Origin of the sequence: Legionella cardiaca (assembly GCF_029026145.1) — a bacterium.
In the GTDB taxonomy this organism is placed as follows: Bacteria; Pseudomonadota; Gammaproteobacteria; order Legionellales; family Legionellaceae; genus Tatlockia; species Tatlockia cardiaca.
The window spans coordinates 3003070-3025043 of record NZ_CP119078.1; the positions used below are offsets into that span (position 1 = coordinate 3003070).

Below are 21974 nucleotides of genomic sequence, written 5' to 3' on the forward strand. Positions count from 1 at the left end.
ACCCTCTTAATTTGTAATAGTGGCATCCATAGTCATTAAGTTATGCAGCGTCTTAGCCAATAATCTTAGATCATCCTGCGAATGCGAATAATTGACAAAAATCCTTAATCGAGAAGCTTCATTTGCGACAGCAGGAGGAAAGATTGCCTGAGTATAAATTTGTCTTTTACGCAGAGCCACACATAACCGTATAGTCTCATTCATATCTCCGATCAGAATGGGGATGATGGGAGTATAAAAACTTAAACCTGTATCAATAGCAGATTTTTTTAATTCATTACCTAGGAAACTTGCTAATTCTTGTAATCTTTTAACTCGATGCGAACTGTGTTTAAGTTTTTTTAACGAAGTTAATGCTGCAGCCGTATCAGCAGGAGATAAACCGCAACTATAAACAAAGCCTGGCGTCGTATATTTTAAGTAATTAATTAAACTTTCATTCCCGGCAATGTACCCTCCACAGGAAGCAATTGCTTTACTGAGGGTACCCATCCAGATATCGACATCAGCACGATTAATAGCAAAATACTCTCCTATCCCTGCACCTGATTCGCCAAGCACGCCTAAAGAATGGGCTTCATCCACATAGATTAGAAAATCAAATTTTTGCTTTAGCTTAATGTAGTCATTTAAAGGTGGGACATCACCATCCATGCTGAAAATGCCTTCTGTCACTACAAGCGTTTTTACGAATTTGCCGCTTGTTGCTTTTAATATTTTTTCCAGGCTATGCGTATCATTGTGTTTGTAAAACTTCATAGCAGCACCTGATAATCGTGCGCCTTGTACCAAACTATTATGACTTAATTCATCCAAGATAATTAAATCATTACTATCCATAAGATGACCAATTGTTGTTACATTGGTTAAATACCCTGAATTAAAAACCAAAGCATCTTCTGTATTCAAAAAATTGGCAATTGCTTCTTCAAGCTGGCTATGAATAGGCTTCTGTCCTCCTACCAAACGACTGGCCGAAACTGAGGTGCCATACTGTTTTATTGCCTCTATCGCGTCATTCATAACCTCTTGGTCATTGGCGAAAGCCAGGTAATTATAAGAAGAAAAATTCAGGTAAGTTTGTCCCTCTATAGAAGTATGCTGATTAAATTGGCCCTCATTTTCACAAAAATAAAGATCTATACCCGCTGCTTCTTTAACTTTTTGCTCCAAATTTACTAACTCTTTAATCTGAGGAAATGATGCTAAAAAATTCATTTCACCCTCTTTCCCAGGATTTTGTTTTTGTATATTGCTAATTTTCTTTTTAGTTTTCTTATAGAGAAAATTGGTTATTTCATGAACGTTTTTTAAATTAACAAAGGTTGCATAGTCTATTTTTATGCCAAGCCAATCTTCTAATTCCCCACAAATTGTAATAGCTTGTAATGAGCCTAAACCATAATGAGCAACATTGGTGTGCGTATTTATTTTCGCAGGAATTATTTTAAGTTCCTGAGAAATTTTATTGATAATCCAGTTTTCTATATTGGCTTTATTCATGAGTTCAGGCTCACAATTCAAACAGACACGAAATTCGGCCATTAACATAGTATTCTCTACACTGAGCACGTTTTATTTTGCCACTCGTTGTTTTCGGAATTGTTTTTGCAGGTACGAGTAAAACTTTTTTAATAGTAATTAAATGCTTTTCTCTAATAATTTCATGCACTTTTTGGCTTAATTCTAAAGAGTTTAGTTGAGAAGATTTTTTATGTTCGACTAACATAATTACATTTTCACAATCATCTTCATTCACTGCAAAAGCGGCGATACTACCAATATCTGTGCTAAAAAACTCTTCTCTTACAGATAATTCAAGATCTTGAGGATAATGATTTAATCCATTAATAATAATCAGATCTTTTATTCTTCCCGTAATAAATAATTCATCCTGATATTTAAATCCTAAATCACCGGTACGCACATAGGTACGGTGCTCCTGAGCGTTTTTTATTCTTGCATTTAATTGGCTTTGGGAATCTTCTGAATTACGCCAATAGGCAGTTGCTGCATTCGGACCATGAAACCAAATCTCACCAACATGCCCATCAGGCATTATTTCCTGCGAATCAGGATTTACAATTTGGACATGGGCATTAGGCGAGCAAAAACCGACACTTACCAAGCGCTTCCCTTCATGTTCACTTTTATGGATTTCAGCTATCCCTTCTTCTATTAATTTTTTCTTATTGAAATTTTTATAATAAGCAGTTGCATTTAGTCGAACTCCACACACATAAACAACTGATTCAGCCAACCCATAGCAAGGAATAAAAATATTTTCCTTTAAAGAATAACGTGCAAATTTATTATAAAAAATTGGAAACGTTGAGGAGTGAACAGTTTCTGCGCCACAAAATGCAATGCGCCAACTTGCCAAATTTAAATCTTTGATCCCTTCTAATTTGATTTTGTTGCTACATAATCTAAAACTAAAGTCCGGACCACCAGCAACAGTTCCTTGATAATCAGAGATTGCTTTTAACCACATTAATGGCTTTTGTAAGAAGTTTATTGGCGATAAATGTATCGATTTTATTCCGACAAATAAGGGAATAAAAATACCTGAAATCAAGCCCATATCATGATAAGGGGGCAGCCAGGTCACTACAACATCAGAGCGTGTAAATTTGTAATCCTGTACTAATTGCTGCAAGTTAGCCATTAAATTTTGATGCGTTATTACAACGCCTTTAGGTTTACTGGTTGATCCGGAGGTATATTGTAAATAAGCGATATCCTTGTCACAAAGCCGTTCTTCCTTATACTGGGCGACGAGTTGATCGCTTATTTTTGCAGAAGTAAGTATCTTTAACTGGTTTAATTGGGTAGAAGCTTCCAGAATATTTTCTTTTGTTTTATTTTTTATTAACGGTTTTATCAGAGATAATAAGGGCGTTAATACCTTTAGCTTACGTAAACTTGCACTAATTTTTTGGCTAGTTAAAACAATTTTTGCATCAGCATTATCAATGATTTTTTTTAATGTAGTTGCCATTTCATCCGTTATTGGAGGGTAGGCAGGTACAGCAATTACCCCAGCATATAAACACCCGAATAGTGCAAAAATATACTCACAGCTTGGCTCATAGAGCAAAACGGCCGTTTTTTGTTTTATTTGATACTTCTGTAATTTTGCGGCAATTTTTTTGGCCTGATGATCAAGTTCAACCGGGGTAATGATCTTTACCGTTTCATCGTTTTCAATAAAACGATAAAGCTCCAAAGCAGGCTGAGTTTTACATAAATCTTTTAGAATCTGCGTGATGGTAGCTATTGCCATTAACCCATGTCCCTGTTAACTAGCGTTTTTTGATACATACGGTATGTCTTATATTGGCTAGCACCAATATGCTTTAAGCCAAAATGCATAGAACGGTTATCTTCCAATATCCATGAACATTCGGTATCAGAAATATTTAAATTTCTACCCAGTTCGCCAAATTTTGCATAGAGCAAAATGCCTAACTGTAAATGACGAAATTTCTTACGGATTCCTAATAATGGAATACGACCACCCCGAGAATGCTTCGGTCTTTTAATATACTGTAATAATTTGATAAATCCTGTGGGAAATAATTTGCCATTACGAACGTGCAACAAGGCTTCATTGATATCAGGTAGGAATATTCCAAAAGCCGCAGGCTCGCCAGCGACAGTAATCATCAATGCCATCTCCGGAATAATAAGGGGTTTCATTTCCTGCGCAAGAGAATCAACTTCCGCTTTGGTCATAGGAACAAACCCCCAATTCTCTCTCCATGCATCATTATAAATATCAAGAAAAATTTCTATTTCACGACGATAATTCTTCATATTAATACTGCGGATTTGAATATCTGCAGAATTAGACAGTTTGTTGTAAACAGTCTTTAATTTGGTATGTAAATTAAATGTCTGCGGATTAATTAACCAGGCATACATATCCGTGACTTTATCATAACCCAGTGCTTCTACCAGCTGGGGATAATAGGAAGGATTTTGGGTCATCATAATATAGGGCTTGGTATCAAAAGCTGATACTTGCATACCACATTCATAATTAATTGATGGGTTTGCAGGGCCACGCAAACTGTGAACTTTTTTTTGATGGGCCCATTCTTCAACAGCTGCAAATAGGGCACGAGCAGTCTCTATATTGCTTTCTGTTTCAAAAAAACCCCAGAAAGCTATCTGTTCATTATGAAATTGATTATGGGCATGATTTATTATACCGGCGATACGCCCAACGGGTTGATTATTGCGGTAAGCAAGCCAAAGCGTTAATTCTGCTTGTTTATAAAAAGGGTGTTTGCGAGTATTAAGAATTTTTTTTACCGCACCCCGAAGTGGGGGTACCCAGTTGGAATCCTTAGCATGCAACATCCATGGTAATTGAATAAAATCGCGTTTTTGAGTTAAGGTCGAAACTTGAACAACAGTAAAACTCATAACAACACATAACCTTGTTATATTCCCTTAAAGAGTCGGATAATCCCATAAAATTTACTGCTTTTCAATGCAATGAATATTCTTAATAAGAGCCATTTTAGTTGCTAATTTAAACTTTCCGCTTAAAAAATCCCAAATTGAAAAAGGCCTTATTTTATTTGATAAAATAAGTTCTAGTGTAGTATCTTTACACCACACTTAGCGACAGTAAACTATAAGCTCTGTGTTCTCAAATACAAGTAAGCAAATATTAACTGCGTAATCATTGCTACCAAACACCAGTTTTCTATAAGTGGTGGCATACGTTTTAAATGGAACCCTCAATTAAACTTGGATTCTAGGAGTTTCAGGGATGCCAAATACTCACCCGAAAGAAATATTCGCAAGCTTATGGCGGCACCGTGATTTGACATACCAACTCATCAAGCGCGATATATTAAATAAATATCGCGGCTCATTTATGGGATTATTATGGGTAATCCTCTCTCCACTTTTGATGCTCGGACTTTATACCTTCACTTTTGGGATTATTTTACGTGCACGCTGGCCGGGCGTTACTGACAGTTTGATGTATGCATTACTCGTTTATGTTGGTCTGAGCATTTTTAACTTTTTTTCTGAATGTCTCAACAGAGCTCCCAATTTAATTGTAAGTAACCCCAATCTTGTAAAGAAAATAATTTTTCCTTTAGAAATTTATCCTTGGGTAATTATTGGCTCTGCTGGTTTTTTTGCAATAATCAATAGCTTAATTTTATGTTTTTTTTGCTTCCTAAAACTAGGAACAATTCATTTTGGGATTCTTCTTCTCCCTCTCTTATATTTGCCGCTAATCTTTCTAACTCTTGGCTTATGTTGGTTTTTATGTTCAGCAGGTGTTTATTTCAGAGATATTTCTCATATGATGGGTTTTATTTTACAAATTATCATGTATCTCTCTCCTATTTTTTATTCAACACTTAATTTACCTCCCGCTCTGCAAAAATTTCTATTTATCAGTCCATTGACGTATATTATTGAACAAGCAAGAGGCATTATTATTTTTGGCAATGCCTTCAACTGGTCTAGTTTTATAGTTTATTGTTGTATCGGTCTTGGCTTTGCGGTGCTTGGCTTTGTCTGGTTTCAAAAAACAAGAGATGGATTTGCAGATGTGTTGTGAGCTATAAATGGATATCGTGATTAAAGCAGAAAATTTGGGTAAAGCTTTTAAAATATATGCTAATTCTACAGATCGCTTAAAGCATTATCTTAAAAAAACCACAAAAAATTCCGCAAAAGAGTTCTGGGCACTACATAATCTTTCTTTTGACATTAAAAAAGGAGAAACTGTTGGAGTTCTCGGCTGCAACGGCAGTGGCAAAAGTACTCTCCTTCAATTGATTGCTGCAATTCTTAAACCCAGCACAGGTACTATCGACGTAAAAGGACGTGTATCGGCGTTATTGGAATTGGGCTCAGGTTTCAATCTTGAGTTTACTGGTAGAGAAAATATTTATTTCAATGCCACACTCCTTGGTCTATCAAAAAAAGAAATTGATAACAAATATAATGAGATAGTCAAGTTTGCAGAGATCGGCGAGTTTATCGAGCAACCAGTAAAAACCTATTCCAGTGGTATGTTGGTGCGCCTAGCTTTTTCGGTAATGATTCATGTTTCTCCTGATATTTTAATCATTGATGAAGCCTTGGCTGTCGGTGATATTTTTTTTCAACAAAAATGTATACGCTTTTTAAAAGAAAATTTTGCTGATAAAACAAAGATTTTTGTGGCGCATGAACTCAGCACCATTTCTTCGCTTTGCAGCCGAGTTTTATGTCTTCATAATGGCAGCTTAACCTTTGATGGCGATGTCGCTGAAGGGATAGAACATTACCTTCACACTTCTTTTTCTAAAAATAGACAGGCATCACCCACCTCAGCTCATCCATCAGAAATTAATTGGACTAAGCTTACCGATGACAAACTTAGTGGAAAACTAGAGGTTAAAATTAATGGCATACAAATTCTAATCAATAATCATCCAGCACCATCAGCAAAGGCAACTATTCGCCATCAAGACAGAGTAATCATTAAGTTATTAGTTTATTCCACCAAATCAGAAGTAAATGCCATTTTTGGCTATTTATTATGTGATAAATACGGCAATTTTGTATTTGGGCAAAACAGTTGCAACAATCAAACTGTCCATTTATTAAAAAACCCTGGATATTATGTAATAGATTATCATTTTATATGGCCTGATATTCATCAAGGAGTTTATACACTGATTGCAGGAATTGGTGAGGGTGAGCATGCGCTATCTCATGATATACAATGTTGGGCACAAGGTGCTTTTGTTTTTGAATGCATTTCACCTCATGCCGTACACGGCATATTTAATAACCCCATAGTATCTTTTAATGTTGAATCCCTGGAAACCGCTTTGCTAGAAGAATAAAAAGGACAGAAGGTCATGCAAATTAACCCATCGGAATTGAATCACTCCATGCATCAAATTCTTCGCGAGGCTTATGAGGCAATTACCCAGGGAAAAGTTAAATTGCTATCCCTTGATGTATTTGACACACTCCTATTCAGGAAATGCAGTAAGCCATCCGATATTTTTCTTTATCAATATAATTTATTAAGCGCAAAACAATTGATTCCTTTAACAATTGAAGCCAATGAATGGCGACAATTGCGCGAAACTGCTGAAAAAGAGGCAAGGAAAACTGTCGACAATTCCTGCAGTGAAGTCACTTTAGAAGAAATTTATAGCCAGCTACCTAAAGCCATGATAGCAAACACTTCACTGCAAGATCTCATAAGAACCGAACTTGAAGCCGAGGAAGCCTTAATTGCAACCGACCCTTATCTATTGCAATTAATTAGGTATGCGGCAAGTAAAAATATTCCTTATATTTGTGTCTCAGATAATTATTTAAATAAGGAACAACTGACTCAATTAATCCAGACAGCCCTTAGGAAAAATAATATTATCATTCCCCTGCCTCAAGCTGTTTTTGTGTCTGCTGAATTTAAAGAGTCGAAAGCCAGCCAACTTTTTCCTTTAGTTTTAGAACAAGTAACTTTTGCAGCCAATGAAATTTTACATATTGGTGATAATTTGCAAGCAGATGGTAACGCCGCCAAATATGGCATGAAAACTATTCACTACGCATCATCTTATGAATGGCAAAGAGAAATAGAAAAATTAGAAGGGGAACTCCAATCACAGCTGACAGAAACGACGTCTCTTTCTTTAGGCGAGGGTTGGCAACATTTACGTAGAAAAGTCGCTAATTTTTATAGTCAAGGGGAATCAATCAATGATTACAGGGCCTATGGCGCCTTTGTGTATGGCCCTCTTTTTTATGGCTATAGTTCTTGGTGCTTACAAAAAGTAAAACAACTAGGCATAAAGAAAATCTTTTGTTTTACTCGAGAATCCCATTTACTCGTTCCTTTACTCCAGGAAGTAGCCCAAATCGATGCACAAATCGAAGCCTATCCTCTGGCGATTTCACGGTATTTTGCCAATTTAATTGCCATCAATAAAGTGAATGTATCGTCACTTTTAGGATTATTCTCAGGGACAAGCATTAGAGGTGACGATTTTTTTAATATCTTAGGTCTTTATAACGAAAAGGTTAACCTTCCTGTAGAAAATGAAGAATGGCTTAGCCAAGACAAAGTTAAAAATTTATTACAACTAATTATTAACAATGAGGATGCGGTTAAAACCATTACTGCATTCATTGAGCAGCAACAAGAAGAATTTTATAACTACTTAACAAACATTGGTTTCATACAAGAGGAATCGGTAGCCATCTGCGACCTGGGTGGAAACGGCACAATCCAAAAAGCATTAAGAAAATTTTTAAGACACAAACAGATTGCACTCCACATGACAGGTTTGTATCTTGCAACTACAGCCAATGCACTACAACTACTTTCTGAATTTGATACGGTTTACAGTTATCTAATCCAATTTGGCAGCCCTGAGAGATTGGCAGTATCTTTTTTTCGTTCTCCCGAGTTGCTTGAAAACATCACTATGCCTGCTCATGGTAGTTTAAAAAACATAGAAAATCGGCAACCCATTTTTTCTTCTTCACTACTGACTGTGTCACAAATAAAGCAAGCTGCTGCCATGCAGCACGGTATATTGTCGTTTACCCAATTGGCCACGCAATATTTTGGCGATAGGGAAAATCATGCTCTCTGGTCGTCTAAACGGAACAATACTTTACGCAGTGATCGCGACATCAATCTCCAACTTTTGATTCGTTCCGTGATATCACCTACTCTTTTTGAACTCAATTTATTTCGCGAATGGCAGCACGAATATGGGCTAGGAACTAATCAAACGCGACATCTCATTCCCAACAAACAATGGCTTCTTGAGAATGTAGGGCATAAACCGCTCCCCTTGCTAATAGAGGGTCATAACATGCATCAAGTCTATTGGCTAGCTGCAGCCTTAACCGATATAGGAGGTGAAAGCTTACGCGATCTATTTAAATTTGCACAATTAGAAAAAATAGCCACACCGGCCCTGGAGAATGTATATCTAAATTATGAGTCTAATCTGTACACTAAACTGGCTAGTTTGGAGAAACAATTACCAAGAAATAATTCCACACTCTATGATGTGCAGCCCTACTTACTACACAGTCTTAAGAATTTTAAAGAACTAATTCTTCGTATTCTTAACCATGCTCAAGTAAAAACGATTGTAGTCATTGGCGTAGAGGCCGGCCATTTTTTAAAGGAATTATGCCATTATGCTGTTACTGTGAATGGGAAAGTTATCGCTATTGACCCTACTTTAAGCGATGAATTTATTGGCCAATTTACAACTGATTTTACCAAGTATTTCGAAGCATTTCGTGGCACAAGTAAATTTTTCTTTGCAACTAACCAAGGCAATAGGTCTTGGGGGACCACCGCTTTTTTGGTGGATGGCGATCATAATTTTGCGACAGTAAGCTTTGAACTAGAGGCAATCAACAATTTTTATCTTAAAAATAAAACCTTGCCGCTTATTTTTCTGCACGATACAGGATGGCCCTTCGGACATCGAGACTTAAATTATACACAGGGGGTCGCTCCTTTAAATTATACGCAAGCACAAGCCACTGTGGGTCTTGGTGTTGGTTTAGAGCATCCCATTCCCTATAAAGGAAGCAATTTTGCCATTTGCGATGCAAGTCTGGCACTTCGAGAGGGTGGTGAGGAAAACGGGGTTATGGCAGCTATTGAGGCTTTTATACAAACTTATGAAGACTATACAACCTGGCACGTTCCCCTTATTTTTGGTTTAAACATTATTATTCCTAAATCCCTGACTTCTTACAATGAAATAGCTAACTGGATAATCCCCTGGACCTCGGGACTTTTGGCAAACATCGAAAAAAATCGCCTGGAAATGTATTTTGCGATGATTAACTCAACTCATCTTGTCTATCGTCAGGCAAAGCTTGAAGATCAATTAGAAACACTTCAGGAAAAATATCAGCATACAAAAAGTGAGCTTAACTCTTTGCAGAAAAAATACGAACCCACAATAGAAAAGTTTAAGTCTATTACAGATGAAATAGAACAATTAGCTAACAATTTTACTTACCGCCTTAACTTTAAGAAAAATTTATTTTCATTCGCCCGCCAATGGTGGAAAAAAAAATTGTACCATCGTAACGCTTTTAAAATTTGCAATAAAAGCTATTTCTTTGATGCAAACTGGTATTTGCAAATCTATCCAGATGTGCTTGCTGCGAAGGTAAATCCTATTACCCATTATTTAAAATTTGGTGCCGAGGAAGGTCGCGATCCCGGTCCATTTTTCTCAACCTCTACTTATCTTAAGAATAATCCCCAGGTAAAAATAAGCGGTATTAATCCCTTGGTTCATTTCGAAAGAACAAGAGCACAGGCTGAAAAAAAAGAATATTCTTATCAGCGCTGGATTAAACATCACGATACATTAACCGCAATAGACCAAAAAATAATCAAAATAAAAGTAGAATTACTAAAGCATCATCCTCTAATTTCTGTCCTGATGCCTCTTCATAATCCGCCAAAAGAATGGCTAATTCTCGCAATCGAATCTGTTCTAAAGCAACTTTATCCCTATTGGGAGCTGTGTATTGCTGAGGATGCCTCTACACATGAAGAGATCAAAGAAATTTTACGCGCTTATGAGAAAAAAGATTCTCGTATTAAGGTTATTTATCATCAGGAAACTGGTTGTAGTAATACTGTCTCCAATAGAGCCTTGCAACGAGTTACTGGCAAATTTATCGCCTTGCTCAACCAAAACGACGAACTAGCCATACATGCTTTATATCGAGTTGCTGAAGAAATCAATGCTTATCCTGATGCGGTCCTGATTTATAGTGATGAGGATCGCATAGATGAAAAAGGTGTACGTTTTAATCCCTATTTCAAATCAGATTGGAATCCAGACTTATTGCTTGCACAAAATTATATTACTCATCTTGGCATTTATCGTCAGGATATTGTTAGAACAATAGGTGGCTTTCGTGAAGGTTACGAAGGCAGCCAAGATTATGACTTGGCTTTGCGGGTTATTGAACAAATTAGTCCGAGCCAAATTCGCCACATCCCCCAAATTTTATACCATTGGCGCAAAGTTACTAATTCAGCCTCAAAGCATGATTATGCACATATTGCTGCGAGAAAAGCTATTCAATCTCATTTAGAGCGTCAGAAGATTAGCGATGCTCAAGTAGTAAAAAATCCATTTTTACCTTCCTGCCATCGGGTTATCTATTCTTTACCTGAGACACTGCCTTTAGTAAGCATAATTATTCCAACAAAAGATAAAGTAGAATTACTTCAGTGTTGCGTAGAAAGTATCCTTACTAAAACAGACTACCCTCACTTGGAAATACTCATTGTTGATAACAACAGTTGTGAGAAAAAAACACATGATTACTTCAGAGAACTTAATGATTCCAGGATAAAAATTATTCCTTACCCTATTGCATTCAATTATTCCAAAATAAATAACTTTGCGGTGACACAAACGCAAGGAGAAATCCTTGTTTTTCTTAATAACGACACCGAAATTATATCTCCTGAATGGTTAAAAGAAATGTTAGGTCACACGGTTAGACCTGAAATAGGTATTGTGGGAGCCAAGCTGTACTATGCTGATAATCGTATTCAACACGCGGGAATCATTTGTGATTATCGAGGCGGAGCTAAACATATTCATCGTCAACGAAAAAAATCTATTTTGAAAAAATCACAAAAAGAACTTCGTGCTTATTTAGGAAGAACGTTTTTAACACAAAATTTTTTGGCGGTAACTGGAGCTTGTATCATGATGCGTCGGGCGGTATTTGAAGAAATAGGTGGCTTTGATGAAGCTCTGGCTGTTAGTTTTAATGATGTGGCCCTTTGTTTCCAAGCCTACGCAGCAGGCTATAGAATACTATGGACACCTTACGCCTCACTCTATCATCATGAATCTGCAACCAGAGGCAAACCGACTACGAAAAGGGAAAGAATCCAAAAAAGAGAAGAAGCTATTCACATCCGAAAAAAATGGGGACACTTAATGCAAAAAGATCCCTTCTATCATCCTAATTTAAGCTTTAAAAAACCAGATTGCTCTTTGGCATCTCGCCCCAGAGATTATTCTTGGCTCAAAACCAAGAATAATCAAATGGAACTTATGGAGTAAAATCATGGAAAGTACCATGAATTATTTACCTAATCGACAACAGCATATCAATCTGCTTCGGATTGCTTTTATTATGTTAATCAGTAGTAGGAAAAAATTTATTGGTATGCTTATCGGCGCCACCTTCGCTACTTTCATCGTCACCCAACAACCAAGTATTTATCAAGGCGTGACAGAGCGATTGACAAAAAAAATTCGCTTATTAGGTAATGAAATTGATTTATGGGTGATGAGTGAATCATCGTTTAGTTTTGAGCATCCTACCAACTTCACCCCCATGGATATTTATCGTATTCGCAGTATTCCAGGAATACTTGAGGTTACTCCTTTGTATGTAAATTGGCTACACATCCAACACTTGCCAACTAAAAGCACCAAAGTTTGGCAAATAATCGGGGTGGATCCAGACAGTTTAATCGGCTTGCCCAGAACGATGAGCCAAGGTGAGCGTCTTAGTATTCGTCACACCAATGCAATGATCGTGGATGGTTATAGCTTGCAGCAATTTGAAACAAAAAATAAACACACACTGGCCATTGGCGATAAAATGGTTCAAGGACAAAATGCCTGGATCATTTCTGGTGTTACCAAACCCATACGGACTTATTCTCATACACCGGTTGCCTACATTAGTAGCAATCATCTTCCTAATATCATTCACACACCTTCCTTCCTTTTAATCAAGATAAAGCCCTCTTTTGATAGAATACAAGTTGCTAACAATATTCAAAAAATAACTGGATACAGTGCCTTTACTCCTGCACAATTTATTGAACGTTCTAATAAATTCTTTCGTGAAAAAACACCCATTGTTATCAGCTTTATTTCGGTGGCAGTTTTAGGCTTTATTATTGGATTAATCATTATGTGGCAAATCTTTAATGATTTCATCATCACTCATAATCATCAATATGGCATGTTAAAAATGCTAGGTGTTGGTAATTTCTTGTTAATAAAGATTGTTCTTTTTCAAGCTGCGGTTGTTGGGATTCTGGGATATTTACTGGGGCTTATGTTGACAGCGCTTTTTGGTTTTGTTTTTCATGATACGACCGTTGCATTTCATTTAACCTGGCAAATCAGTTTACTGGGAGCAATAGGTGCAATAGTTATTATTATTTTTTCATCTTTGCTGAGTCTTCTACGAGTCATTCGCCTGGATACAATAGATTTATGTCGCAATTTAATTTAAATACAAAAAAACCAACTACTCTTGAATGTATCGCTGTCTCTAAAGCCTATTCAACACCGACCTCTGTTACTACGGTCCTGGAGAGTTTCTCGCTAAAACTAAGTAAGGGAGAAATAGGCATGTTAATGGGACCCTCAGGATGTGGAAAAACAACGTTATTAATGATAGCAGGTGGTATCCTAATTCCTGATAAAGGAAGCTGTGAAGTATGTGGAAATGATTTATTCAAAATGAGTCCTGCTACAAAAATAGCCTTTCGTGCTTCCCATATCAGTTTTCTTTTTCAACAACTTCACCTATTCCCTGCTTTATCTGCTTTGGAAAATCTGGCTTTGCCTTTACTGATTGACGGGATGACCCTTGCATTAGCACTTAGCAAAGCTAAAACATTAATGGTACGCCTAGGACTTGAAATACACGGCGATTCAAAATTAGATGAGCTATCAGGCGGACAAAAGCAACGGGTAGCATTGGGGCGAGCGTTAATCCGCAAGCCAAACTTAATTTTATGTGATGAACCTACAAGTAATTTAGATCATGATAATGCACTGTTAATTTTCTCTCTTATCCAAGAATATGCAAAGATTGAAGGTTGTACTTTTTTAATTTCCACTCACGATGAACGTATCACTACCTATGCTGATCAAATAGTTCGATTCAAAGGCTTGAATGATTATCACATTAGCCACAAGGAAACTGTTGTATGAAAAAAAAATTACGAATGATAAGTCTGGGAGCGAGCCTGATTGTGGGGGGGCTGTTTTTTTTCTCATTATTGAACCTGAATAACAAAAAAAATTCGGAATCTGCTATTGGGCAAAGAGCAGAAGTTCTCATTGTGCCAGGGATAATCGATTCGCCAAATGATGTAATCCGCATTCCTACTTTGCAAGCTGGCTTGGTCAAAACAATTGATGTCGGCTTAGGAGAAACAGTAAAAAAAGGACAGACTTTATTCTCCCTTGATAGCGAATTGGTTGAAAATAACCTTGAGATTCAAAAAACCCTTCTTGCTCGCGCAAAAAATGAATTTCACATGCAGCAACGTGCTTTGGCGCATGCGAAACAACAGTTAAAGCGTTTAAAAATTATTGATAAGCGGGCTATCAGTCAGGTTGAATTACGAGAAAAACTTCATGAAATGAATATGATAAAATTACATTTAGCCGAGGCAAAACATAACTTACAACTTGCCAAAGAAAACTTAACAGCTGCTGAGATTATCTTACACCAGTTTACAACGGTAGCTCCAAAAGAAGGGATTGTGCTACAAATCAATGCTCATATTAATGAATTCATCTCCGGCTCTCCCATTGTTTTATTGGGTGATGCCGAAAAAATAATGGTCCGTGTTTCGATAGATGAAAGGGATATTCAGCTTTTTCATCCCCATGCTGCTGCTTATTTGTTAAATAATCAGGAAAAGATTCCCTTAACTTTTATGCAAGTAAGTCAATATATTGTCACTCAAGACCGTCTCAATTCTCGTGTTCAAGACGTTTTATATTACTTTAGTAGAAAAAAATACCCTGCTTTTATAGCTGGCCAACAGCTCGATGTGCATATTCCCTTGAGTAAAATTTCATGATAATGACCGTGCTAAAAAGAGCATGTTCATGCTGTTTAACGATTGCTTTTCTGGGATTAACCCATTGCGCAATAGGTCCTACCTATCAGCCACCTATCGCATCTGTTCCCGCAAACTGGCCACAACAATCGAAGCCAGCAAAATCCGGGATTCACAATGAAACGTGGTGGCGTAATTTTCATGATCCACTATTGGATGAATTGATAGAACAAGAAGCCTTGCAGAATTTAAATTTAAAAATTGCCCATGAGCGGGTCAAAAAAGCACAAGCAGATTATGCACTTGCTACAGCGCAATTATTTCCTAAAGCAAGTATAAATGCCTTGCCGCCTACAGGCACCGGCGAAAACCTCAATCAGCTAATAGGATTAAGCGCAGCACTCGATCCAGATTTTTTTGGCAAGTTACGACAAACTCGCAAAAGCTCAGAAGCCTCCTGGCAAGCAGAATCTGCGATGTCAGATTTTACCTTACTTAATTTACAGGCAGAAATTGCTTCTTCCTATATTGAATTACGAGAAGCCCAGGCAAGAAATCAAATTTTGCAGCATAATCTTGCTGGCAATCAACAATTTTTGCTGTTTTTAAAATCACGTTATAAGACAGGACTGAATAATTACATTGATGTGGCTCAGCAAGATGCTTTAATTGCAACACAGCTATCTGAGATTGAATTAACCAAAGCTCTTATTCAAATTCTTTTGCATAAACTCGAAATATTAACCGGTAATCCTCCTGGTAGATTGGCAAAACAGTTATTAGCTTACAAAGCAATCCCTCAAAGCACACACAAAATTAATCTGGGCGTGCCATCAGAACTTTTACGTCGAAGAGCTGACATTATTGCAGCCGAGAAGCGTGTCGCTGCAGCACATGCTAATATTCGCGTCGCCATGGCAAGCTTATTCCCACAGTTTTCTTTAGGATGGCTATTTGCCTGGCAAACACGAACCCTCACCAGTAATCTATTAAATATTACTCACCCTGAATCAACGCTTTTTGGGACAACGAACACCACATTATTTAATCTAAGCTTGTACCGTAACATCGATGTGCAAAAACGGGAAAAAATTCTTGTGGTTATACAATATGAAATGACCGTGTTAAATGCCCTACATGAAGTTCAAAATCAGTACACTTATCATGTTCATTATCAAGCAAGTGCCAAATATCTTGAACATGCTGTAAAACAAAAACAACTTGTTTTAAAGCTTGCAAGAAATCGCTATCAAAAAGGTTCTTCTGATTTTGATACCTTACTTCGCGCAGAAGAAGATTTAAGTCGCCTGGAAATTTCTCATTTGCATAGTATTGCAATTGCACAAATAGCCAAAGTTAATCTTTATAGAGCTCTAGGTGGCGATATAATAACGCCAAAATCTTAGTTATTGCCGTCACTTTAAGATATGAAGAAACTCCTTTATTGTGTCATTTCCGGCTTTTTTATAAGTTGCTCGACGACTAATACACTGGCCTGTCAGCTCTTTGAGTCTAAGAGTCATCTCTGTCACTTTTGCGCAAACGGCAATACCATTTAGAACAACAGCATTATCAATAGTAAAGTTCTTTTCGCGTGCCAGTAACAACATGGGTAAACCACCTGCCAAAATGATGACTTCAATCCCCTGAGCAACCACAGGTTTTACTTGTTCTGTGAATGCACTAAGCAACCTTTGATAAACAATAGGGTTTGTAAATGCTTGTTCAAAATCTTGAACTTGCGCTTCAACCGCACTCACCCTTGTCACTCTCTCTTGTAACCCATAATAGTTAATTTGATTCTCATGCCAGGGAATAAAAATGGGATTGATTGTAATTAATCCTATCTTATGACCAAGGCTACAGGCATGAAGCATCGTAGACTCACCTAAACCAATTACAGGAATATCGATACATGCCTTGATTTCATTAATTCCTGGTTCTTGAAAATGCCCAATCACAAAAGCATCATAACCTTCTTTTTCAGCTTGAATAGCATTTTTTATTGTTTGAGCCGCACAACGAAATTCTGTAAGAGGATGCAGATTCTTATCGGGTGGTGTTAACCCATGTACTTCAAATTTAAAATCTTCATCAGCATAATTATCAAGACACTGCTGCAATTCTTTTAGATAATTTTTCTGTTCAGTTGGGTCGACAAAACTTTGGTACCAAATTCGTTTTTTAGTTTTCAAGATGCATCCCTTGCGGCTTACTGTTCAATTGCTTTTTTATCATAGCATTAAGTTAATTTGTTATTCGATAGCAACGTGCAAAATGTACCATCTCAATCTGATATACATAGCAATCAAATTAAGTAATGCCTTTGCGTCCTTTGCACAGTTAATATTCTTGTAAGCTTTTTTGTCTATCATTTAACTCATAGTGAGAAATTTACTGGTAAGACTATGGGAAAGAAAGCTTATAGTAGCGCTATTATGTTCTTAAGGGATGTCACTGGCCTCAACTTTTTTGGTTGGGTGGATGATGATCATAATGTCGACGCTGTGGTTTATATCCCTTATTCTGACATAGGAAAACTTGCCTCTGTGTTAATAATTCCTGAAAATATTCGTAAGAATATGAAAATGGATATTACTTCCTCCTTCATTAGACTGGCCGTTCCGCGCATCAATTCGCACCCAATGCTTACTTATCTGGATAAATTTCAACAAAAAAAAGAACCTGAAAAGAAAAAAGACGACCTCAGTGAGCAGCGTGCATTAAGAATCGCAACCGTATCAATGCCGACTGGAACATTTGCAAAAATCGCCCCCAGAACTATCGAGGCACAGATTAATTTATTTGAGGAGCATGTATGCTCTGCCTATGAATTAATGGCAAAACAGGGTAAATTTTTCCCTGATGAAATTGCTATTTGTGTTATGCCTGAGTTTTATAGTCACTGTAGCAGCAGTGGACAAAGCTGCTTGTTCATGCCGCACAGTTTGCAACAAGAACTTCTGGCAGGATATTGCAATACCAGTACTCGCTACCCTGAACTGTTGATTATGGTTAACCTCACTGCCACAACACCTAATCCTGTCACTGATACTGTAGGAGAAAATATTGGTCATAAACCAAAGTTACAAAAAACCAATATGCTCTTTGGCATAAAAAATGGTGCCATCGTTTATGCGAGTTACAAGCTTAATAAAGGACCTGCAGATATCCCTGAATCGGAATTAGTCTTCAGTGAGGCAGAAAGAAATACGTACTGGCATGGTTCAGTTGATAAGCAGCTCATGCCTCTTGCTTATCTCAAACAGCTTAAGGGAGTAACTTTTGCGGGTAGTGTCTGTATTGACGCTGCGGAAGGGGTATTGGGAAAATATTTACGTAAGCATTTTGAAGATTTTAACGAAGATGAATTTGGCCCTGCAATACAAATCATTTCCTCAAGTTCCATGACCTTACCTATTGGGTATAGAAAACGTAGTGAATTGGATCCTATGCAAGTAGTTACACCTCGTATTAGTCAAGGCTTAATCATTCAAGCAGATGGACATGATCGAGAAAAACGCTCTGGGGTTTGGTTAGTTGAAGGTGAGAGCTTTATTCGCCAGGAGGCCAGTGCAACTGCCGTCTTAAGTAATGCAGTACGCATCGAAAGTTATTCCGTCAATGTAAAGCTATTGCACAATAAATTACATGATCATGTTGGTGTGGATATAGAAGAGGAACATGCTAGTTCCCCATCTCTATCAGGAGAGAAAAACTAGCATCAAAACTACAAATTTTTAATAGGTTGGTACTGTAGCTTCTACTGGCAATTTATCATTGTCCTTATTAAGAGCAATAGCAGGTCTTTCAGCAAACATTCCTTGCTTGCGCAAAAATTTGCTCTCACCATTTTTTTGTTCTTCTTTAAGATTTTCAGGTGAGAGTAATTTAACTATGTTGGTTAAATTCATACACAAAGTAGGGTTATCTCCCTTTGTAGATAAATTGTCCAGCCTTTTTTGAGCTCGATCTAAAGGCGATTTCCCTAAACCATCGGGTAACAGCTGCGCACCGCGATGTAAAAGGAAACGTACCATGCGTACATCACCATATTCTGCTGCAATATGAAGAGGACTTTCAAGACGTGAAATTATTCCCTGAGAGATTACAAGACGTGTATTAACTTGCGCTCCGTTTGCAAGCAAACTTCTGGTTTTAGATAAATTTCCTTGTTTAACGGCTGCAATTAATTGTTCACCTCTCATTCTATTATCGTTCAATGCATTGCTAATAGAGGCTAACGATGTTTTATTCAGGGAATTACCGCTCACATCAAATGTTACTAGAGTACCAGTTTTCTTAATATTTTTTATTAATTCCTGGAGCTGGTCCTGATGCGGCTCTTTTAATTTATTCCCCACTAGCTCAACAGCAACGAGACATTTAAATTTTGGTAAGATCGTGCCCAAATAGTTAAGATCTTTGGTATCAATTTGATTATTAGGTAAAAATAAATAAGACAGGGATGGACATCGTGACAATTGATCTGCAAGGCGAGTAAAAAGTTTGCCTTTTAACTGTTTACCTTTACAAGTAAACATTTCGAGAGCGGGCATTTTTGGCAGCAAAGCAATTAAATCTTCAATATCTTTTTTCTTTACTGTTTCATCCAAAATTTCTAATGTTTTAATCTGAGAAAGTTGCGCGTCAGTTAACTTCTTTAAATCTTTAATTTTCAATTAAATAGCCCTCATAAATAGTAAAAATAATTGAGATTTAGCGCTTGTTTTTCCACTTAAATTTAAGAAAATTTCCTCATTTTATGTTGCAAATGATCACTTTTCAAGCAATCAATCTAATAAAATGAACTAAGCAACAGTAACTTATTAGGGAAGAAGATTAAATTTTGCAATTATTTGCCATGTAACAACCATGGCAAATAATTTCACGAGCCTAATAACATTAGCCTGAGAATGTATGCTCGTGGCGGAGACGTTAATTAGGCAGTAAAATTACTCTCCAAATCTTGGCTCTGGGCGATGACAATAGGGGGCTTTACTGTGTTTTTCATAATAATTTTGATGATAGCCCTCGGCAGGCCAAAAAATCTGTGCCTCTAACAACCTTGTGGTTACATCGTAACCGCGTGCCCGAAGCATTTGAATTAATGTTTGCGCTTCTTCATATTGTTCTTCATTGTAATAAAAAACGGCGCTTTTATATTGATGACCTATATCTGGTCCCTGTCCAGAGCGTTGTGTTGGATCATGAATTTCAAAAAAGCGCTTAAGAACCGTACGATAATCGGTTTTTGCGACATCATAAACAACTCTTGCCACTTCATAATGGCCTGTATCTCCTCGACAAACTTGCTCATAAGTAGGCTCACGCAGCATGCCGCCTGAATAACCTACTTCCACTTTAAGTACACCTGGTATTTGGCGTAAAAAATGATCTACTCCCCAAAAACAGCCACCCGCAACAATAGCTTCTTCTGTATCCAGAACGTCGTTATTGGGAACAAAATCAATTGCCGCAGAATTAACACAATGCCGAAGATTAGCATGGGTGAAATTTTCCCCCACAAAAACATGACCTAAATGAGCATGACAACGCCCACATAGAATTTCAGTCCGTTGACCATCTTTATCGAGTTCTTGTACAACAGCCTGAACAATATCATCATCAAAACTAGGCCAACCGCAACCTGAATGAAATTGGTTTTTTGCTCTAAATAACGCTAAACCACATCGCCGACAAAGGTAGCTGCCTGTTTTAGCAACCGTGTTGTATTCTCCTGTAAAAGGGTATTCTGTTGCTTTATCACAGATAATCCTTTTGGCAGCAGGCGTTAGACTTGCTGTTTTATCTAAATAATTGTCCATAAACCCTCTCCCTAATAAATTGGTTTAGGCTGACTTTATTAGTTAATGAGCTGTTTAAGAAACCTTAATGACGCGGTGTGACGTCATTAAGGTTAAGCGGCATGACATTAATTTACACGATTACAAATTTTATCGGCCATATAACCAATTGCGCCAGCATAATATATAGAATTATTGTAGCGCAATATCATTTTATAGTTTGGATAAGCGAGAAATACTGGTCCACCATTGGGTTGTACAATGCTGGCATTTAATTCTGGATAAGGCAGTGGCTCTCCCTTTTCAGTACGCACACCTAAAGCCGTCCATTCGCTGACCGGCTTAGTAATTGCTTTCCCTTCTAAACTCATATCGAACTTAGGTGGTAATTTGACTTGAATTGCCCAGGGTTGATTCGTTTGCCAGCCATTCTTTTTCATATAATTCGCAATAGAGGCAAAAACATCAGCCTTAGATTCCCAAATATCTTTGCGACCATCACCATCATAATCTACTGCAAACTCTAGCCAACTTGAAGGTAAAAATTGGGGTTGCCCTGAAGCCCCAGCCCACTCCCCTTTAAAATGCTCCAGGGTGACATGACCATCATTCAAAATTCGTAATGCTAAAAATAATTGTTTACGGAAAAAATCTTGGCGATTCGAATCATAAGCTAAGGTTGCTAACGATTTAATCACTGGGAAATTACCCATATAAGAACCATAACTACTTTCCATTCCCCAGAATGACACAATAAAACAGGGGTCAACACCAAAATGTTGCCCTACATCCTCTAACAATGCCTTGTTTTTAGCGTAATGTTTACGTCCCATCATAATTCTATAATTATCGGCACGAGAATGAAGGTATTTGTTAAATGTTAAACGATGCTCAGGTTGAGAGCGTGCAAGTCCTTTAACCTGACGACTAGGTTCACGAATGCCAGCAAACGCTTCATCAAAAACATTAGGTGAAATTCCTTGTTCGAGTGCCTCCTGCCTTACCTCTGCAACCCAACTGTTCCAGCTTTGCTGATTCGCCATGACAAGCTGTGGTGCGATTAGCAAAGCGCCAATAATTAGATTAAGACCCCATTTTTTCATGACCAACCCCTTTTTGGTTATTCTCAACGTTGCAATGCTCAAGTTCAGCATCTTCTACTCATAAGCTCACCATAAATAGACCTAACAGATATAAGCAGAAAACGTGCCTTCCATAATAACTTGAAAGTTATTGAAAGACTAACCGTATTAAAAACCAGGAACAAATTGACTCTT

The 21974-nt window shown here is 37.4% G+C and carries 15 protein-coding genes; 8 read left to right on the forward strand and 7 right to left on the reverse strand.

Features of this window, described 5'->3' with window-relative positions:
* Positions 1 to 6: 6 nt before the first annotated feature.
* The 3 genes from PXX05_RS13115 to PXX05_RS13125 are packed head-to-tail and all read right to left on the reverse strand — an operon-like array spanning position 7 to position 4434.
* Positions 7 to 1551: an aminotransferase class I/II-fold pyridoxal phosphate-dependent enzyme gene (locus tag PXX05_RS13115; RefSeq protein WP_275088640.1), complete on the reverse strand. Its 1545-nt coding sequence runs from the start codon at positions 1549 to 1551 to the stop codon at positions 7 to 9.
* On the reverse strand, positions 1514 to 3286 hold the full coding sequence (locus PXX05_RS13120; RefSeq protein WP_275088641.1) for a fatty acyl-AMP ligase: 1773 nt from the start codon (positions 3284 to 3286) through the stop codon (positions 1514 to 1516). The genes PXX05_RS13115 and PXX05_RS13120 overlap by 38 nt, the downstream gene beginning before the upstream one ends.
* The gene (locus PXX05_RS13125; RefSeq protein WP_275088642.1) at positions 3286 to 4434 is read right to left on the reverse strand and encodes a hypothetical protein; all 1149 of its coding nucleotides are present in this window, start codon (positions 4432 to 4434) and stop codon (positions 3286 to 3288) included. The genes PXX05_RS13120 and PXX05_RS13125 overlap by 1 nt, the downstream gene beginning before the upstream one ends.
* Before the next feature lie 352 nt (positions 4435 to 4786).
* Between PXX05_RS13125 and PXX05_RS13130 the strand changes: the two genes are divergently transcribed.
* From PXX05_RS13130 to PXX05_RS13160, 7 genes are read left to right on the forward strand one after another with little or no spacing between them, the layout of a single operon-like run.
* On the forward strand, positions 4787 to 5596 hold the full coding sequence (locus PXX05_RS13130) for an ABC transporter permease (protein ID WP_275088643.1): 810 nt from the start codon (positions 4787 to 4789) through the stop codon (positions 5594 to 5596).
* Positions 5597 to 5603: 7 nt separating this feature from the next.
* Entirely contained in the window at positions 5604 to 6875 is a 1272-nt protein-coding gene (locus PXX05_RS13135) for an ABC transporter ATP-binding protein (RefSeq protein ID WP_275088644.1), read from the forward strand.
* A gap of 15 nt (positions 6876 to 6890) precedes the next feature.
* Positions 6891 to 12131 (forward strand): glycosyltransferase, encoded by a 5241-nt coding sequence (locus tag PXX05_RS13140; RefSeq protein WP_275088645.1) that lies wholly within the window; start codon positions 6891 to 6893, stop codon positions 12129 to 12131.
* A 4-nt stretch (positions 12132 to 12135) separates the two neighbouring features.
* Positions 12136 to 13323, forward strand: coding sequence for an ABC transporter permease (locus tag PXX05_RS13145; protein ID WP_275088646.1), 1188 nt, complete (start codon positions 12136 to 12138; stop codon positions 13321 to 13323).
* A complete protein-coding gene (locus tag PXX05_RS13150; protein ID WP_275088647.1) occupies positions 13305 to 14030 on the forward strand; it encodes an ABC transporter ATP-binding protein in 726 nt (241 codons plus the stop codon). The genes PXX05_RS13145 and PXX05_RS13150 overlap by 19 nt, the downstream gene beginning before the upstream one ends.
* On the forward strand, positions 14027 to 14911 hold the full coding sequence (locus PXX05_RS13155; protein WP_275088648.1) for an efflux RND transporter periplasmic adaptor subunit: 885 nt from the start codon (positions 14027 to 14029) through the stop codon (positions 14909 to 14911). The genes PXX05_RS13150 and PXX05_RS13155 overlap by 4 nt, the downstream gene beginning before the upstream one ends.
* Positions 14912 to 14913: 2 nt before the next feature.
* Positions 14914 to 16296: an efflux transporter outer membrane subunit gene (locus tag PXX05_RS13160; protein WP_275088649.1), complete on the forward strand. Its 1383-nt coding sequence runs from the start codon at positions 14914 to 14916 to the stop codon at positions 16294 to 16296.
* Positions 16297 to 16305: 9 nt separating this feature from the next.
* Here PXX05_RS13160 and PXX05_RS13165 read toward each other — a convergent pair whose 3' ends face one another.
* Positions 16306 to 17085, reverse strand: coding sequence for an aspartate/glutamate racemase family protein (locus PXX05_RS13165; protein ID WP_275088650.1), 780 nt, complete (start codon positions 17083 to 17085; stop codon positions 16306 to 16308).
* A gap of 213 nt (positions 17086 to 17298) precedes the next feature.
* Here PXX05_RS13165 and PXX05_RS13170 point away from each other — a divergent pair, with 213 nt between their 5' ends.
* Positions 17299 to 18612, forward strand: coding sequence for a hypothetical protein (locus PXX05_RS13170; RefSeq protein ID WP_275088651.1), 1314 nt, complete (start codon positions 17299 to 17301; stop codon positions 18610 to 18612).
* A gap of 18 nt (positions 18613 to 18630) precedes the next feature.
* Here the strand turns inward: PXX05_RS13170 and PXX05_RS13175 are convergent, their stop codons facing one another.
* The 3 genes from PXX05_RS13175 to PXX05_RS13185 all read right to left on the reverse strand — a co-directional run bounded on the left by PXX05_RS13175 (position 18631) and on the right by PXX05_RS13185 (position 21800).
* A complete protein-coding gene (locus PXX05_RS13175; RefSeq protein WP_275088652.1) occupies positions 18631 to 19572 on the reverse strand; it encodes an ankyrin repeat domain-containing protein in 942 nt (313 codons plus the stop codon).
* Between the two features lie 273 nt (positions 19573 to 19845).
* Positions 19846 to 20718 (reverse strand): bifunctional methionine sulfoxide reductase B/A protein, encoded by an 873-nt coding sequence (locus PXX05_RS13180; protein WP_275088653.1) that lies wholly within the window; start codon positions 20716 to 20718, stop codon positions 19846 to 19848.
* A gap of 107 nt (positions 20719 to 20825) precedes the next feature.
* On the reverse strand, positions 20826 to 21800 hold the full coding sequence (locus PXX05_RS13185) for a lytic murein transglycosylase (protein ID WP_275088654.1): 975 nt from the start codon (positions 21798 to 21800) through the stop codon (positions 20826 to 20828).
* Positions 21801 to 21974: the final 174 nt, after the last annotated feature.

Coding starts and splice junctions, on each gene's coding strand:
- PXX05_RS13150 (WP_275088647.1), top strand. CDS start 13,305: ATGTCGCAATTTAATTTAAATACAAAAAAACCAACTACTCTTGAATGT.
- PXX05_RS13180 (WP_275088653.1), bottom strand. CDS start 20,718: ATGGACAATTATTTAGATAAAACAGCAAGTCTAACGCCTGCTGCCAAA.
- PXX05_RS13120 (WP_275088641.1), bottom strand. CDS start 3,286: ATGGCAATAGCTACCATCACGCAGATTCTAAAAGATTTATGTAAAACT.
- PXX05_RS13185 (WP_275088654.1), bottom strand. CDS start 21,800: ATGAAAAAATGGGGTCTTAATCTAATTATTGGCGCTTTGCTAATCGCA.
- PXX05_RS13115 (WP_275088640.1), bottom strand. CDS start 1,551: ATGTTAATGGCCGAATTTCGTGTCTGTTTGAATTGTGAGCCTGAACTC.
- PXX05_RS13125 (WP_275088642.1), bottom strand. CDS start 4,434: ATGAGTTTTACTGTTGTTCAAGTTTCGACCTTAACTCAAAAACGCGAT.
- PXX05_RS13155 (WP_275088648.1), top strand. CDS start 14,027: ATGAAAAAAAAATTACGAATGATAAGTCTGGGAGCGAGCCTGATTGTG.
- PXX05_RS13140 (WP_275088645.1), top strand. CDS start 6,891: ATGCAAATTAACCCATCGGAATTGAATCACTCCATGCATCAAATTCTT.
- PXX05_RS13130 (WP_275088643.1), top strand. CDS start 4,787: ATGCCAAATACTCACCCGAAAGAAATATTCGCAAGCTTATGGCGGCAC.
- PXX05_RS13170 (WP_275088651.1), top strand. CDS start 17,299: ATGGGAAAGAAAGCTTATAGTAGCGCTATTATGTTCTTAAGGGATGTC.
- PXX05_RS13145 (WP_275088646.1), top strand. CDS start 12,136: ATGGAAAGTACCATGAATTATTTACCTAATCGACAACAGCATATCAAT.
- PXX05_RS13135 (WP_275088644.1), top strand. CDS start 5,604: ATGGATATCGTGATTAAAGCAGAAAATTTGGGTAAAGCTTTTAAAATA.
- PXX05_RS13160 (WP_275088649.1), top strand. CDS start 14,914: ATGACCGTGCTAAAAAGAGCATGTTCATGCTGTTTAACGATTGCTTTT.